This is a genomic window from Salidesulfovibrio onnuriiensis (genome assembly GCF_008001235.1).
GTDB lineage: Bacteria > Desulfobacterota > Desulfovibrionia > Desulfovibrionales > Desulfovibrionaceae > Pseudodesulfovibrio > Pseudodesulfovibrio onnuriiensis.
Map to the genome: position 1 here is coordinate 420,807 of NZ_CP040751.1, position 15,986 is coordinate 436,792.

15 protein-coding genes are annotated in these 15,986 nt (G+C 63.6%); 9 read left to right on the forward strand and 6 right to left on the reverse strand.

The features are described from left to right. Nucleotides 1-199 precede the first annotated feature (199 nt). The 4 genes from FGL65_RS01925 (at nt 200) to FGL65_RS01940 (ending at nt 5,653) form a co-directional block, all read left to right on the forward strand. Nucleotides 200-1,402: an ammonium transporter gene (locus FGL65_RS01925; protein WP_147819361.1), complete on the forward strand. Its 1,203-nt coding sequence runs from the start codon at nt 200-202 to the stop codon at nt 1,400-1,402. A 15-nt stretch (nt 1,403-1,417) separates the two neighbouring features. Further along, on the forward strand, nt 1,418-1,756 hold the full coding sequence (locus tag FGL65_RS01930; RefSeq protein ID WP_147819363.1) for a P-II family nitrogen regulator: 339 nt from the start codon (nt 1,418-1,420) through the stop codon (nt 1,754-1,756). Nucleotides 1,757-1,958: 202 nt separating this feature from the next. Then, nucleotides 1,959-4,589, forward strand: coding sequence for a [protein-PII] uridylyltransferase (gene glnD, locus FGL65_RS01935; RefSeq protein WP_187170496.1), 2,631 nt, complete (start codon nt 1,959-1,961; stop codon nt 4,587-4,589). 65 nt (nt 4,590-4,654) lie between these two features. Continuing rightward, nucleotides 4,655-5,653 (forward strand): asparaginase, encoded by a 999-nt coding sequence (locus FGL65_RS01940; RefSeq protein ID WP_147819367.1) that lies wholly within the window; start codon nt 4,655-4,657, stop codon nt 5,651-5,653. Here FGL65_RS01940 and FGL65_RS01945 read toward each other — a convergent pair. From FGL65_RS01945 to FGL65_RS01955, 3 genes are read right to left on the reverse strand one after another with little or no spacing between them, the layout of a single operon-like run. Beyond that, nucleotides 5,642-6,169, reverse strand: coding sequence for an AAA family ATPase (locus FGL65_RS01945; RefSeq protein WP_147819369.1), 528 nt, complete (start codon nt 6,167-6,169; stop codon nt 5,642-5,644). The two genes, FGL65_RS01940 and FGL65_RS01945, sit on opposite strands and share 12 nt — an antisense overlap. Further along, on the reverse strand, nt 6,166-6,789 hold the full coding sequence (pnuC, locus tag FGL65_RS01950; RefSeq protein ID WP_147819371.1) for a nicotinamide riboside transporter PnuC: 624 nt from the start codon (nt 6,787-6,789) through the stop codon (nt 6,166-6,168). Before pnuC ends, FGL65_RS01945 begins: the two co-directional genes overlap by 4 nt. A gap of 6 nt (nt 6,790-6,795) precedes the next feature. Continuing rightward, on the reverse strand, nt 6,796-7,455 hold the full coding sequence (locus tag FGL65_RS01955) for a nitrite/sulfite reductase domain-containing protein (protein WP_147819373.1): 660 nt from the start codon (nt 7,453-7,455) through the stop codon (nt 6,796-6,798). A 288-nt stretch (nt 7,456-7,743) separates the two neighbouring features. On the opposite strand from FGL65_RS01955, the gene FGL65_RS01960 reads away from it, so the two are divergent. Then, entirely contained in the window at nt 7,744-8,946 is a 1,203-nt protein-coding gene (locus FGL65_RS01960; RefSeq protein WP_147819375.1) for a glycoside hydrolase family 5 protein, read from the forward strand. A gap of 106 nt (nt 8,947-9,052) precedes the next feature. Here the strand turns inward: FGL65_RS01960 and FGL65_RS01965 are convergent, their stop codons facing one another. Continuing rightward, complete coding sequence (locus tag FGL65_RS01965; RefSeq protein ID WP_147819377.1) at nt 9,053-9,481, reverse strand: Hsp20/alpha crystallin family protein; 429 nt, start codon at nt 9,479-9,481, stop codon at nt 9,053-9,055. A 98-nt stretch (nt 9,482-9,579) separates the two neighbouring features. On the opposite strand from FGL65_RS01965, the gene FGL65_RS01970 reads away from it, so the two are divergent. Then, on the forward strand, nt 9,580-10,932 hold the full coding sequence (locus tag FGL65_RS01970; protein WP_147819379.1) for an ATP-dependent 6-phosphofructokinase: 1,353 nt from the start codon (nt 9,580-9,582) through the stop codon (nt 10,930-10,932). A gap of 203 nt (nt 10,933-11,135) precedes the next feature. Here FGL65_RS01970 and FGL65_RS01975 read toward each other — a convergent pair whose 3' ends face one another. Both FGL65_RS01975 and FGL65_RS01980 read right to left on the reverse strand, forming a co-directional pair. Further along, nucleotides 11,136-11,657, reverse strand: coding sequence for a rhodanese-like domain-containing protein (locus FGL65_RS01975; RefSeq protein ID WP_222705813.1), 522 nt, complete (start codon nt 11,655-11,657; stop codon nt 11,136-11,138). Continuing rightward, nucleotides 11,653-12,150 (reverse strand): MauE/DoxX family redox-associated membrane protein, encoded by a 498-nt coding sequence (locus FGL65_RS01980; RefSeq protein WP_147819381.1) that lies wholly within the window; start codon nt 12,148-12,150, stop codon nt 11,653-11,655. Before FGL65_RS01980 ends, FGL65_RS01975 begins: the two co-directional genes overlap by 5 nt. A 292-nt stretch (nt 12,151-12,442) precedes the next feature. Between FGL65_RS01980 and FGL65_RS01985 the strand changes: the two genes are divergently transcribed. From FGL65_RS01985 to FGL65_RS01995, 3 genes are all read left to right on the forward strand, one after another. Continuing rightward, a complete protein-coding gene (locus FGL65_RS01985; RefSeq protein WP_147819383.1) occupies nt 12,443-13,042 on the forward strand; it encodes a MerR family transcriptional regulator in 600 nt (199 codons plus the stop codon). Nucleotides 13,043-13,176: 134 nt separating this feature from the next. Then, nucleotides 13,177-15,069, forward strand: coding sequence for a molecular chaperone HtpG (gene htpG / locus FGL65_RS01990; RefSeq protein ID WP_147819385.1), 1,893 nt, complete (start codon nt 13,177-13,179; stop codon nt 15,067-15,069). A 126-nt stretch (nt 15,070-15,195) separates the two neighbouring features. Next, nucleotides 15,196-15,984: a LytR/AlgR family response regulator transcription factor gene (locus FGL65_RS01995; RefSeq protein ID WP_147819387.1), complete on the forward strand. Its 789-nt coding sequence runs from the start codon at nt 15,196-15,198 to the stop codon at nt 15,982-15,984. The last annotated feature ends 2 nt before the right edge of the window (nt 15,985-15,986 follow it).

The window sequence follows — 15,986 nt, forward strand, 5'->3', positions numbered from 1 at the left end:
TTGCCCGCCCCCCGCAAGAGGGGGAATCCGCCTCGTGCCTTCGGCGCATTGGCTCATATCAAAATTGACAAAATCGTATATAACAAGAAAAAATTGGCAAGATTGTTAATTTCAATACTGCTTAAAATGTAAAAATCAAGGAATATCAATCGAAATAGAATGGCATCAGGTTTGCATTTGGCGTTTTCGGAGGTTGCAAATGAATCCAGTAGATAACGCTTTCATTCTCATCTGCGCGGCCCTGGTCATGTTCATGACCCCCGGCTTGGCGCTCTTCTACGGCGGTCTTGTCAGAAACAAGAACGTCCTGTCCACCGTCATGCACAGCTTCATGATGCTGGGCCTGGCCTCGGTCCTGTGGGCCGTGGTCGGGTATTCCCTTTCCTTCGGCAGCGACATCGGCGGCCTTATCGGCGGCATGGACTTCGCCTTTCTCAAGGGCGTGGGCATGGGCGTCGAGGGCTCCCCGGCGGACAACCTGCCGCACCTGACGTTCATGATCTTCCAGTGCATGTTCGCGGTCATCACCCCGGCGCTCATTTCCGGCGCCTTTGCCGAACGCATGAAGTTCTCGGGCTTCATGGTCTTTTCCGCGATCTGGCTGCTGCTGGTCTACGCCCCCATGTGCCACTGGGTCTGGGGCGGCGGCTGGATGGGCGAAATGGGCGCGCTCGACTTCGCGGGCGGGGCCGTGGTGCACATGAGCTCGGGGGCGGCCGCCCTGGCCTGCGCCCTGCTGCTGGGCAAGCGCAAGGGCTACGGCCGCGAGCCGTTCATCCCACACAACCTGCCCATGACCATCCTGGGCGCGGGCATCCTGTGGTTCGGCTGGTTCGGCTTCAACGCCGGTTCGGCCCTGGCCGCGGATGGCCTGGCTGCCAACGCCTTCGTGACCACGCACATGGCCACGGCGGCTGCGGCGCTGAGCTGGATCGTCGCGGAATGGGTCCACGGCGGCAAGGCCACCACCCTGGGCGCGGCCTCGGGCGCCGTGGCCGGCTTGGTGGCCATCACCCCGGCTGCCGGTTTCGTCACCCCCATGGCGGCCATCGTCATCGGCCTCATTGCGGGCGTGCTCTGCTTCGGCGGCATCATGCTCAAGAACCGGTTCGGCTATGACGACGCCCTGGACGTGGTCGGCATCCACGGCCTGGGCGGGACCTTCGGCGCGCTGGCCACCGGAGTGTTCGCCAGCATCGGGGCCGAGGGGCTGTTCATGGGCAACGCCCACCAGCTCTGGGTCCAGTTCGTATCCGTGGTGGCCACCTGGGGCTACTGCTTCATCATGACCGTCGTCATTTTCAAGGCCGTGGACTTCATCATCGGCATGCGTCCCTCCGAAGAGGACGAAGTGCGCGGTCTGGACGTGACCCAGCACAGCGAAACGGGTTATCAGTTGTAATCAAGGAGTCTGAACATGAAGAAAATAGAAATCATAACCCGAACCTTCAAGCTGGACGACGTGAAGGTGGCCCTGAGCGAACTCGGCGTGACGGGCATGACCGTCACCGAGGTCAAGGGATTCGGCCGCCAGGGCGGCCACAAGGAAGTCTATCGGGGCGCGGAGTACCAGGTGGATTTCGTGCCCAAGATCAAGATCGAGGTCGTGGTGGAGGACGAGCGCGTGGCCGAACTGGTGCGCGAGGCCAAGGAGGCCGCCTTCACCGGCAACGTGGGCGACGGCAAGATATTCGTTTCCCCGGTGGACGAGGTCATCCGCATCCGCACCGGCGAAACCGGAGACGAAGCGATCTAGGCCCCGGGGGAAGGCCGCTTCCCAGCCGCCACTGGGGCGTGCGGCCTTCCCGGGCCTCGACCATATTTCGCAGCCATCCCCCACCGGTTGCGAACCCCATGGAATCGGCAGGACACCCCCACCGTCCATCCGAAACCCCACTCTCCGGGCGGGCCGCAGCCCTCACACGGCGGCCCGCCCAAGGGGGCGGGAGGGAATGAAAATGAACGGCCCTGCAACGGCGGCAAACGCCACACAGACATACGCCCGGGCCCGCAAGAGACTGCTGGACGGCCGCCGCGCAGGCGGGTTGCAGGGATTGCCCGGCGCCCTGGCGCACGCCACGGACGTCTATTTCACCGACCGCCTCGGGGAGCTGGGGCACGGCCACGACCTGGAGGGCGTTCCCTATGTGCTGGCCGCCGTGGGCGGCTATGGCCGGAGCGAACTCTGCCCGGGTTCCGACATCGACCTGCTGCTGCTCTTCGAAAGCAGGATCCCCGAACAGGCCAGGGATTTCATCCGCGACATCGTCTACCCCCTCTGGGACCTGCGCCTGGACGTGGGCCACGGGGTGCGCACCGTGGCGGACTGCGTGTCCCTGTCCCGCGAGGACGGCAAGGTGCTGTCCTCCCTGCTGGACGCCCGCCCCCTGGCCGGGGACGCCGCCGTGCTCGGGACCTTTACCAAAACGTTCCGGGACAAGGTGCTGCACAGGCACACGGGCTCCTTTGCCGCCTGGCTCAGGGGGCACAACCTGGAGCGCGAGGCGCGGTACGGCGATTCCGGCGGCCTGCTGGAACCCGAGCTGAAAAACGGCCTGGGGGGCCTGCGCGACGCGCACCAGGTCATGTGGCTTTCCGCCGTGCAGGGCCGGACAGGGACCTCCCCGTTCCTGCCCCATGAGCTGGCCAGGCTGCGCGAGGACGTCCGCTTCCTGCTCCGCGTGCGCACGGCCCTGCATCTCCAGGCCCGACGCAAGATGGACAGACTCGTTTTCGACCTTCAGCCGAATATAGCCGAAACACTTGGCTTCCTGCCTTCCGAACACTCTCCGGAAAGCGCCGGACGGGCCGTGGAGTTCTTTCTTTCCCGCCTGCACCGGGCCATGAACCGCATCCTGGCCATGCGCGAGGCGCTCTTCCGGGAGGTCTACCCGGATTCCAAAACCGTGGCGCACCATGACAACGACCCGGCCACCAATGTGGAATGCGGGGCCTCGGGCCTGCGTTTCATCCGGCCGGACAGGGTGCGGGCCGAGCATGTGCTGGGCATATTCCTGCGCTGGGCGCGCCAGGGCGTGCCCCTGTCCTGGCAGGCCCGCCGGTTCGTCGCCGAAAACAGGGACCGCTTCGGCGCGGAGCTGGCGGACAGGCCCGAGGCCCTGGACATGCTGCTGGATATCTTCATGGCCGGGCACGGGGCCGCAGCCTCGCGCGGACTGGCCCAGACCGGGCTGCTGGCGGCCATCATCCCGGAGTTCGGACAGGTGCGCCATCTGGTGCAGTTCAACGACTTTCACGTGCACCCCGTGGGACGGCACACCCTGGAATGCATCGCCATGATCGCCGGACTTCTTGAAAAGGGCGGGGAAGGGGACGAAGACGGATGGGCCGGGGATATGGCCCGGATGCTCGAGCATCCGCAACGGCTGGTCCTGGCCGCCTTTTTCCACGACCTGGGCAAGCTGGAGAACGACCACTGCGCGGCGGGCGCGGAACTGGCCGAATCCGTGCTGGGCCGCTTCAACCGCCCCGAGGACGAAATCCGGGAGGTTGCCTTCCTGGTGCGTCACCACCTGCTCATCCCGGAGACGGCCACCCGCCGGGACCTGAGCGACGAAAACGTCATTGCCCGCGTGGCGGCCAGGGCCGGGAGCACGAACCGGCTGGACATGCTCTACCTGCTTTCCGTTGCCGACAGCAGGGCCACGGGGCCGCGCGCCTGGAACAACTGGACCGCTTCGCTCTTTTCCGAGCTCTATGCCAAGGCCCGCTCATACATGACCCATGGCGAGCTGGCCGAGCCCCTCAGGGCCGAAAAGCTCATGAACACCTGGGACCGGGTCCGGGAACTGACCGACGGCAGGCATCCCGCGCCTTGGGTGGAGCGCACGCTGGAGGCCATGCCCCCGCGCGCCCTGTTCGCCCTGGATGCGGAGACCCTGGTGCGGCACATGGACCTGTGCGCCGAGCTGCTGGCAGCCGTGCGCGAGGACCGCATGCGCAAGCCCAGCCCCATGGGCGGCAAGGGGGTCAACGTGCTGGACGCGCGCCCGGCAAAGGCCGGGGGGTGCTTCGAGGTCACCATCGCCGCCCTGGACCGGCCCGGTCTGTTCGCCACCCTGGCCGGGGCCCTGGCACTGCACAACCTGGACATCCTTTCCGCGGACATCTTCACCTGGGCCGACGGCATCGCCATGGACGTGTTCACCGTGGCCGAGCCCGAGGGCGCTCTCGTGCTGGACGAGGTCTGGGCCCGGGTGCGGCGCAGCATCATGTACGCCCTCACCGGCAAGCTGGACATCGAATCCCGGCTGGAGGACAAGCGCAACTCCCTGCTGGCCCCCAGGCGTTCCGCACCCAAGCTGCCGCCTTCCGTGAACATCGAAAACCGCTCCAGCGATTTTCACACGGTCATCGAGGTGGCCGCGCCCGACCGCCAGGGACTGCTGCACGACCTGGCCCTGACCCTGAACCGCCAGGGCCTGAGCGTGGAGCTGGCCCGCATCACCACCATCGGCGGCCAGGCCGCGGACGTCTTTCACGTGCTGGACCGCGAGGGCATGAAGCTCACCGATTCCGAACGGATCGAATCGGTGCGCCAGGCGCTTTTCGACCGGGTCGCCGCCTGAGCGGCTTGCCCTTTGGCGGTTTCTCTGCCACACCTGTCCCACTGACATTTCCGGAGGTTGAATACATGGCGGCAATTTCGCGCAGCGGCGAGGTAGTGGTTTTCTTCACGGGCGGCACCATTGGCATGAGCCCGGCCCCGGGCGTTCCGGGCGTGGCGCCCGGCGGCAATTTCGACAGGCTGCTCAACGAGCTGGCCCCCCAGCCCGACGGCATTTCCCTGCGGCCCGTGCTCTGGTCCGACAAGCCCAGCCCGCACATGACCCCCGAGGACATGTTCCGGCTGGCCAAGGACATCCAGACGGCCGTGGACGAGAAGAACGTGCTCGGCGCGGTGGTGCTGCACGGCACCGACGTGCTGGTGGAGTCCGCCTTCATGGCCGACCTCACGGTGCAGTCCCCCAAGCCCGTACTGCTCACGGGTTCCATGCGCTACTACTCCGAATCCGGCTACGACGGCCTGCGCAACCTGATCAACGCGGTGCGCGCCGTGCTCCTTCCCCTGCCCGCCGGCACCGGGGTCTGCGTGCTCATGACCGACCGCATCTTCGCGGCCCGCGAGGCCGTGAAGGTCAACTCCCTGAACGTGGACGCCTTCGAATCCCGCGAGGCCGGCGTCATCGGCTACGTGGCGGGCGAATCCGTGGTCCTGGCCGGGTGCCCGCTCTCCAGCGAGCCCGGGCTCAAGCTGTGCGCCGACCGCATCGAACCCAACGTGCCGCTTCTCACCAGCTACACGGGCATGGATTCGTCCATGATCGATTTCGCCCTGCAGAATGGGGCCAAGGGACTGGTTATCGAGGGATTCGGGGCGGGCAACGTGCCGCCCAGGGCAGTGTCCGGCATCGAGCGCTGCATCAGGGCGGGCATTCCCGTGGTCCTGGCCACCCGCTGCATCGAGGGGGGCGTCTGGCCCATCTACGGGTACCCCGGCGGCGGGGCCGACCTCATGAACAAGGGCGTCATCAACTGCGGCCGCCTGGGCGGTCCCAAGGCGCGGCTGCAGCTCATGCTCGCCCTGGGCATGACCGGCGATATCCGGGAAATCAGGAATCTATTCGAGTAGGGAGCCGACAATGCGCACGGCTTCGGCCAGCCGCGCCTCCGGGCCGCCGAACAGCTCGGTATAGGCGCAGCCCCGGCGCACCAGCTCGGCCCGGAACAGGCCCTGCAGGTGCTCGCGCTCCCCGGGCCGGTCGCGCTGGCCGTCCGCCCGCCAGGGCACGTCGATGCCGCAGAGCAGGTAGTGGTGGTAGGAACGGCTTTGCAGCCGGCCCTCGATCCAGGCCGGAGAGGACCCGTAGTAATAGTTGTTGTAGACCACCGAAGAGAGCGGGTTGGTGTCGCAGATGACCGGGTTGTCCCCGGCCATTTCGCGTTCGTCCTCCCCGGCGATCTGCCCTTGGGCGATGGGAACGGCGTCCTCGAGGGTGAGGACGCCGTTTTTCATCTCAAAGTATCGGCGCAGGAACTCGGGCGCGGCCCGCACCCCGAAATGGGCGGCCAGGGCCAGGGCCAGTGTGGACTTGCCCGTGCATTCCGAGCCGGTCACCACGATGCGCACCACGTCCCTTCCCGTCATGCCGCCGCCCTGTCCGCCTTGAGGGATTTCCACCAGCCGTAGAAGCCGAGCACGGCCATGAAGGTGTATACGGCCATGAGCACGCTGTAGCCGTGCCAGCCCTTGGCAATGTACAGCCAGATGTAGATGGCGTCGGCCACGATCCACAGCAGCCAGTTCTCGAGATACTTCTTGGCCAGCAGATACTGGGCGATGAGGCTGATGACCGTGGTGATGGTGTCCCACCAGGGGAAGGAGGCGTTGAGCACGAACTGGGAAAGCAGGCCCAGGGGAATGGTGGTGGCCACGCCGATGGCCGCCAGCCGGACCCAGAGCTGCCGGTCCACGGTCTGCACCTTGAGCGGGGTCTTGTCCTCGCCGCCGCGCAGCCATTGGTACCAGCCGTAGAAGCCGAGTACCACGTAGACGAAATTGAGCAGCGAATCCATGTACATGCGGCCCATGAACACCACCACCATCCAGATGCCCACGCTGACGATGCCAAAGGGCCAGCAGAGCGGGTTCTGGCGCACGCTGAGCACGATGTAGATGAGCCCGGTGAGGGTGGAAAGCCGTTCGGGCCATTCCATGTAGCCCACGAAGTCGGTGACGAATTTTATGGCGTCTGCGAATTCAAGCATGTCCTGTTACTCCAGCCCCACGCCCGCTTTCACGGTGTCGAGCCCGACCCGGTCCATGAACTTTGCGGTGCGTTCGCGCTTGTTGCCGTTTTCGCGGTAGAATTCCATGAGCCTGCGGACGAGCGCCTTGGCCTCCTCGCGGGTGAGGTCCTCGGCAATGACGTCGGCCTCGCGCACCCGGTTGCCCGCGTTGCCGCCCATGACCACGGTCCAGCCGCTCTTCTTGCCGATGAGCCCCAGGTCGCGCACGCGGGATTCGCCGCAGCACAGCGGGCAGCCGGACACGCCGATCTTGACCTTGGCGGGCAGGTCCATGCCCAGGAATTCCTCTTCCAGCTCCATGCCGAAGCCCAGGGAATCGCGCAGGCCGAACTTGCAGACCTGGTTGCCGGGACAGGCCTGCACATAGTGCAGACAGAGCTCGGTGGCGCGGCCGATCTCCATTTCCAGGTCGGCCCAGATTTTGGGGATTGCGTCTTCTTCCATGCCCACCAGGGTCATGCGCTGGCCCGAGGTGATCTTGACCACGGGCACCTCGTATCTTTCCACCACAGCGGCCAGGGCGCGCAGCTGCCGGGGGGTGACGATGCCCACGGGCGTGCGCGGCACAATGGCGTATGTCTTCTTGTCTCGCTGGAGAATGGCTCCATCAAGGGGATTTTTCATGGTCGGTCTCCTTCTCTTGCTTTTGTGTGGGGGACCATACTGGGGAAGCGCAAAGCTGTAAATCGGGCGAAAAAGCTCTTTCCATTCGCCCGCTTTCGCCGTAACACCTCGTTTTTCGGCTGAAAAACGCAGCTTGATAAAGCTACGTCCAGTTTTTATAGCCTCTGCCACCGTATTTTCCAACAACCAATGTTGAAAACGTCCGAAGCCTCTCCTATGAAGGACATCCCTGCTTTACGCGGCGCATCCGCCGCTTCCGAAAACCTCCGAAAGGAACTGACCCCCTCTATGAACAACAAGATTCTCGCGTCGGCCTTTTTTCTGGCGCTCCTGCTGACCTCGCTGCTCTCCTTTGCGGTGCACGCCGCCACACCGGCAGACTTCTGGAAAACCCAACGCACCGGAACCAACTGTTTCAACAAGGTTCCCGAGGAATCCTGGTTCAAGGACGCCGCAGACCTGGGCGTGAGCTGGGTGCGGCTGGCCATCGACAAATGGGAAGGCGAGCGGGACGACTTCCTCATGGGCGACGCCGACGACTACCGGGGCCTGGTGGAGGCCGATGCGCAAGAGCTGGGACAGGTGCTGGACTGGGCCCACAAATACGGCCTCAAGGTGGTGCTGACCCCCCTGTCCCTGCCCGGCGCGCGCTGGAGCCAGAACAACGGCGGCCGGTTCGATTCCCGCCTGTGGGAAAACAGGAAATACTGGAACCAGACCAAGGCCTACTGGCGTGACATCGCCGAACGCTTCGGCGGGCACCCTGCCCTGGTGGCCTACAACATCAAGAACGAGCCCGCCCCGGAAAAGGGGCGCGGCGTGGCCGAGCACGAACTGCTGGGCGATGTCTCCCGCTACCAGACCTGGTATGAGAAACACCGGGGGACCGCCGCCGACCTCTACCAGTTCTACACCGAGGTCATCGCCGCCATCCGCACGGTGGACAAGGACATGCCCATCATGGTGGACGGCGGCTGGTACGCCCAGCCCGGGGCCTTCACTTACTGGCCCGGGGCCCTGTCCGACCCCAACGTGCTCTATTCCTTCCACATGTACGAGCCCTACAAATTCACCAGCAACGCCAACGCAAAGCGCAAATACCCCTTTGTCTACCCCGGCGTGATCCCCTTTGCGGGCAAGGAAGTGGACTGGAACCGGGACACCCTGGAGCTGTACATGTCCCCGCTGTTCCAGTGGGCCGCAAAGCACAACATTCCCAGCTACCGCATCGTGGCCGGGGAATTCGGCTGCATGCGCCGCAATTCCGGCTGCAGGCAGTACCTGGAGGACGTGCTGGCCATCCTGGACGACAACCAGCTCCACTGGGCCTTTTACTCCTTCCGCGAGGACGAATGGGACGGCTACGACTACGAGGTGGGCACCAAGCCCCTGGGCTGGAAATACTGGGAGGCCGTGGAACGCGGCGAACACCCCGGGGTGCCCCGCAAGCCGAATCCGCTCTTCGCCGTTATCCGGTCCCACCTGAAATAACCTTCCAACCGCTCTCCCTTACGAGCTTTTTTTAGTCAAAATAAAAAAGGCCCGGGCATTGCCCGGGCTCTTTTTGGCGTCTACAAGAACAGGCAGACTGACTGGCCTATTCCACGGAAATGGTTCTGCGGCGGGGCTTGCTTTTTGAAATGACGATGGTCAGGACGCCGTCCTTGAGATGGGCGCGGATGGAGTCCTGGTCCACGTTGCGCGGCAGGGAAAAGGTGCGGCCGAACGGGCCGTAGGTGCGCTCGAGCATGTGATAGACGTTCTTGCGGGCATCCTTTTCAAAGCGGCGGCGGCCGTAGAGCTGCAGCTCGCCTTTCCGGAGTTCCACGCCGATGTCCTCGAGGCTCAGGCCGGGCACGTCCACCTGGATGGTGATGCGCTTCTCGTCCTCGACCATGTCGGCGGCGGGGGCCCAGGCCATGCCGCCGTGGTCGCCGGCGGCGGGCCGTCCGGCGGTGTCCCCCCGGAGCTGCTCGTCCGCGGAAAGGTCCAATCCCATCCAGGGATTCCAGTTGAGTTTTGCCATGGGTGCCCGTGTACCTCTATTAATAATATGCCCAGGTACCCATTTCTTTATAGCATTGTCCGAGTAATCTCAACCGCCCACGAAACTTGGAGCGTCACATGCCGCAAATTTGCAAGAAAAAAGTGTACAAGGCAGAGGATACGGTCATTTCCCGCCTCGGCCTCCCCAAGGTCAGCAGCCCGCTCAAGCACGGCCGCTATGTGGACGAGGAAGACGCCGTCCTGGTGAACCTTTCCAAGGACAGCCTGGTTCCCAAGGGCAACAAGAAGCCCGACAGCCTCGTCTTTTTCGAAATGGCCGGGCCCCGGGAAAAGCTCTATTTCGACCCCAGCAAGGCCAAGTGCGCGGTGGTTACCTGCGGCGGGCTGTGCCCGGGCCTCAACGACGTGATCCGGGCCATCGTCATGACCGCGCACCACGAGTACCACGTGCCGTCCGTGCTCGGCATCCGCTACGGCCTGTCCGGCTTCATCCCCTCCGAGGGCTACGACGTCATGGAGCTGACCCCGGAAAACGTGGGCCAGATCCACGAGTTCGGCGGCACCATGCTCGGCTCCTCGCGCGGACCCCAGGACGTGGAGGAGATCGTGGACGCCCTGGAGCGCCTGAACATCTCCATCCTGTTCATGATCGGGGGCGACGGCACCCTCAAGGCCGCGGAAAAGGTCCAGGCCGAGATCAGCAAGCGCAAGCTGTCCATCGCCCTGGTGGGCCTGCCCAAGACAATTGACAACGACATCCAGTTCGCTTCGCCCTCGTTCGGGTTCGACACGGCCGTGGAAAAGGCCACCGAGGCCATCCGCTGCGCCCACGTGGAGGCCACGGGCGCACCCTGGGGCATCGGCCTGGTCAAGGTCATGGGCCGCGCCTCCGGCTTCATCGCCGCCCAGAGCGCCATGGCCCTGCAGGACGTGGACTTCGTGCTCGTACCCGAGGACGAGTTCGACCTGGACGGGGAAAACGGATTTCTCCAGCACCTGGAGGCGCGCATGCGCCAAAACGGCCACGCGGTCATCGTGCTGGCCGAGGGATCGGGCCAGAACATCATCGGCGAGACCGGCAAAAAGGACAAATCCGGCAACCTGGTGCTGGGCGACATCGCGGGGACCATCCGCAACGGCATCAAGGACCATTTCGGCAAGCAGGGCATCGAGACCACCCTCAAGTACATCGACCCCAGCTACATCATCCGCTCGGTGCCCGCCAACGCCAACGACCGCATCTACTGCTCGTTCCTGGGCATCCACGCCGTGCACGCGGGCATGTCCGGCCGCACCGGCCTGGTCATCTCTCGCTGGAACGGCCGCTACGTGCACATCCCCATGCAGCTCATGACCCGGGCACGCAAGTTTATCAACATCAACTCCAACTACTGGCGCGCGGTGCTCGAATCCACGGGTCAGCCCGTGAGCATGAAGAACCCCGCCAAGGAGGCGGCCAAGTCGAAATAGGGAACGGTGAAGAGGGGGCCTTGAAGAAACGCCCCTGTCAGGGAATATCGGCCATCACGCTGCGCGTGGTGGCCTTTTTCATGCGCTCGCCGGCACAAGAAAACCCGGCCCAGGGACGGTTCCCTGGGCCGGGCTCTATAATCAGGGGGCCGGGGAAAGCCCTTTTCACAAGGGCCCTCCCCGAAAGGGATCATTCACGAAAGCTATTCTTCGCTTGCCACGGGGTAGTCGGCGCCCTTCCAGGCGAAGATGCCGCCGGGGTAGCGCACAACATTGGTGTAGCCGAGCTTCTTGGCCCAGACAGCGCCGTTGTGGGAGCGGGTGCATTTCACGAAGCCGCAATAGAACACGAGGAGCTTGTCCTTGTCCGGTCCGAGCAGCTCGATGAATTCTTCCTGGGACTTGCCCGCGGTCTGCGCATTGTCCCATTCGTTCATGTCCGGGATGGGGAATTCAAAGGCGACGGCGCCGGGAACGTGATTCTTCTTGAAGCTGGCTTCGTAGGGCATGGTGTCCACGACGAGCATGTCCGTGCCCTTGTCCATGAGGGCCTTGAGCCCGGCGGTGTCGATGATGTCGTAGTCGCCGCGCTGCATTTCCCTGACCAGCTTGACGGCGCTCTTTTCCTTTTCCACTTCATCCTTGAACTTGCCGGAACCGAGGCAGCCGCCCAGGAAAGACAGGGCCACGACAGCCACCAGCGCAAACAGGAAATTCCTTTTAATCACGAGTGTTTCTCCTTCGAGTAACCAGTTGCAGAAAACGGGACGCGGGAACGGGGGCAACCCGGGCGGCCTTTCGCCGCCAGATCATGTAGCCACAGGCCGCAAGCAGGAACAGGTCCCGCACCAAAGCGGTCTTGAGCCCGTGATAGGCCTCGCCTTCGGGGTCGTTGGGCCCGTAACAGCCGCAATCCACGTCCAGCCCGAGATGGATGCCGTAGGCCAGGACGCCCACGAACACCAGCAGTTGTGCCACGATCAGTCCCAGAGAGCCCTTGATGTCAAACACCAGGCCGATTCCCGCCAGAACCTCCAGCGCTGGCAGGCACACGGCCAGGGGCAGGTCGGCCCAGGACGGGGTCAGGCCGTAGCCGGCAATGACCACGGCGAAACCCTGCGGGTCGGCCAGCTTGCCCACCCCCGCATACACGAACACGGCAGCCAGCAGAATGCGGGCCGCAATGTACAGATGCCTGGATATAAGCAGACGTTTCATAAAAGCTCCATGGAGGGCACAAAATCCCCAATGGAAAACTATAGACATGATTTGATGCGGAAACACAAATAGCTATCTTGTATATAATTATATTGTTCACATAGAAAATATCTATAAAGACTTGCTTGAAGCGAAAAAGTCTAGAAAAAATCAAGATTTAAGCAACAACAGAACACATGAAGAAGAAAAGCTACAAAATTCAAGCGGATAAATCTTGCAGAAGGGGTTGCATTGCTCGTGCAAAATCGGTACTCCAATGAAGAACAACAACCGACCGCAAGAGGGGTGAACCATGACAGGGAAGAAACTGCTTTCGGTGGCCGAGATAGCGAGGGAGCTCGAGCTGCCGGAGTCCACGGTGCACTACTGGAAAAACCGGTTTGCACAGCATCTGCCCAGCGTGGGCAGGGGCCGCCAGAAGCGATTCAAGCCCGATGCCGTGGAAGTCTTTTCGGTCATCTCCCGCATGCTCAAGGAGGGCCACACGGCCCGCGACGTCATGGAGCACCTCAGCCAGTCCTACCCGCTCCAGGCGGACGCGGTGCCCGCCCTCAGCGAAAGCGCCGCCATGCCCGCCGCCGGCATGGACAACGCCATGCAGATGGCCTCGGCCATCGGCATGGAGATCGCCAAATCCATCGGCGAAGGCATCCGCAACGTGCTCAATCCCGAAGCGCCCAGCGCCCAGGAACTCACCTCCATCCGCGACGAGGTGCAGCAGGTCATGAGCCGCATCACCTCCGGCCACGACGACCTGGAAAGCCTGCGCACGGAAAACGCCGAGCTCAAGGAAAAGCTGCGCATCATGGAAGCGGAAATGGTCCGGCTCCGCAAGGACCGCCGCGAAATGGAAAAGTACCTCCTTGACAAGATCAGGACAGTAACTACCTAAGCCTCTGGCGCGGACATCCTTTCGGGATAGCCATCACCCGGAAGGCGCGCTTGCCATTCCCAAATAGTTCATGCCGGACGGGCGGCCCGCAAGGGCCGCTCTTCGCGGTCGTTTGCATAAGGTAAGGAGGAAACATGGGTAAGAAAAGCACACACAAATTCAAGGCCGAGATCAGCCAGCTCCTGGATATCCTGGTCCACTCCCTGTACACCAACAAGGAAATATTCCTGCGCGAACTGGTATCCAACGCCTCGGACGCACTGGAAAAATACCGTTTCAAGTCCAGCAGCTCCGAAAACGGCGGGGAGGACCTGCCGCTGGAGATCCGCATCAGCGCGGACAAGGACGCGGGCACCCTGACCATCACGGACACGGGCATCGGCATGACCGCCGATGAGGTCATGGCCAACATCGGCACCATCGCCCATTCGGGCACGGCCGAGCTGACCAGGCTGGCCCAGGAGGGCAAGGAATCCCTGGACGCCCTTATCGGCCGTTTCGGCGTGGGCTTCTATTCCGCATACATGGTGGCCGACGAGGTCGCCGTGACCACCCGCTCCATGGACAGGGACGCCAAACCCGTGCGCTGGGTCTCGGACGGCCGCACCGACTACGACCTGCAGGAGCTGGACGAGGACCTGCCGCGCGGCACCCGCATCGAGGTCCGGCTCAAGGAGGACCTCAAGGACCAGTTCACCAACACGGCCCACCTCAAGTCGGTCATCAACAGGCACTCCAACTTCGTGAACTTCCCCATCTTCGTGGAGGAGGAACGGGTCAACACCGTGCCCGCCCTGTGGCGCGAGCCCAAGTTCCAGATCAAGCCCGAGCAGTACGCCGAGTTCTACAAGTTCCTGACCTTTGACGGCGAGGACCCCTTCGAGACCATCCACACCTCGGTGGATGCTCCCGTGCAGTTCAACGCCCTGCTGTTCGTGCCGCGGAAAAGCACGGACTTCATGACCAGCATGAACCGCGACAACTGGGGCCTGGACCTCTACGCGCGCCGCGTGCTCATCCAGCACCAGAACAAGGAGCTGCTTCCCGAGTACCTGAGCTTCGTCAAGGGCGTGGTGGATATCGAGGACCTGCCCCTGAACATCTCCCGCGAGACCCTGCAGGACAACGTGGTCATGCGCAAAGTCGCCTCCACGCTCACCAAGCACGTACTCTCCCACCTGGAAAAGCTGGCCAAGGACAACGCCGACCGCTACGCCGAGTTCTGGAAGGAGCACGGCACCCTGTTCAAGGCCGGGTACATGGATTTCATCCACAAGGACCGCTACGCCGAGCTGGTGCGCTTCAACTCCTCGGCCTCGGACGACGCCGAAGCCCTGTCCTCCCTGGCCGACTACGTGTCCCGCGCCAAGGAGGGCCAGAAGGAAATCTACTACGCCTACGGCGCGTCCCGCGAGGCCCTGGCCCTCAACCCGCACCTGGAGATCTTCCGGCGCAAGGGCATCGAGGTGCTCTACCTTTATGAGCCCATCGACGAATTCGCCATGGACACCATCCGCGAATTCAAGGAATTCAAGCTGGTGGCCGCGGAACACGCGGACCCGGCCAAGCTGGACGAGTTCGAGACCCTGGAGAAGAAGGACGACGTGGAAGACCTGTCCTCCGACGACGCCTCGGTTCTCGACAAGCTGCTGGGACGCATCAAGGACGTGCTGGGCGGCGCGGTTTCCGAGGTCAAGGCCTCCAAGCGCCTTTCGGATTCGCCGGTCTGCCTGTCCAACCCAGACGGCCACGTGACCAGCTCCATGGACAAGATCATGCGCGCCATGTCCAAGGACACCTCCATTCCGGTCAAGGTGCTGGAGGTCAACCCGGACCATGCGCTGGTGCGCAACATGATCGACATCTTCAAGCGGGACGAAAACGACCCGTTCATCGAGCAGGCCGCGCAGCAGCTCTACGAGTCCGCGCTGCTGCTCGAGGGCTACCTCTCCGACCCGCACGCCCTGGTGGGCCGCATCCAGTCCCTGCTCACCCAGTCCTCGGGCTGGTACGTGAAGGGCAAATAGCCGCACAAGAAACACTCGGCCGCGCAGGGAGGAGACAAGCCCCCCTGCGCGGCCCTTGCCAACCGAGCGTTCATGCCTTACTTGGTGCTTCAAGGCCTCGCCCGACCCCGAGGCCGGGGGTGCACCATGACCGATATCATTCGAACCATCCTTGTGGACGACGAGCCGCCCGCCCGGGACGAGCTGGCCTATCTGCTCTCATCCCATGCGGACGTGGAGATCGTCGCCACGGCGGGCAACGCGGCCGAGGCCGTGAAGGCCATCCGCAGGCACGAGCCCGACCTGGTCTTTCTGGACATCCAGATGCCGGGCAGGAACGGCTTCCACGTGCTGGGGGACGTGATGGGCATGGAGCATCCGCCCCTGGTCATCTTTGCCACGGCCTACGACGAATACGCCATCCGCGCCTTCGAGGAGAACGCGGTGGACTACATCCTCAAGCCCGTGGCCGAAAACCGGCTGGCCACCAGCCTGGACCGCGCCCGCGCCCGGCTCCGGGAGGATTCCCCCAAGGAGCGGGACGACACGGGCGAAGCCCTGCGCAAGCTGCTGGCCGGGGTGGGCATCAAAAAGGGCATCACCCGCATCAGCGTGGAGCATTCGGGCCGCAACGTACTCCTGAGCCCCCGCGAGGTGGTCTACTTCAACTACGAGAACCGCCGGGTCCACGCGGGAACCCGCGACGGCCTCTTTCCCTGCGCCGCGGACCTGACCCTGGACCGGCTCGAGGAGCGCCTGGACGGGTTCGCCTTTTTCCGGGCCAACCGCTCCCAGCTCGTGAACCTGGCCCAGGTGCGCACCTATGCGCCGTGGTTCAACGGCAAGTACGTGCTGACCATGGCCGACGCCCGGGAAACCGAAATCACCGTCAGCAAGTCCCGGGTGCGGGACTTCAAGGACGCCATAGAACTGTAATA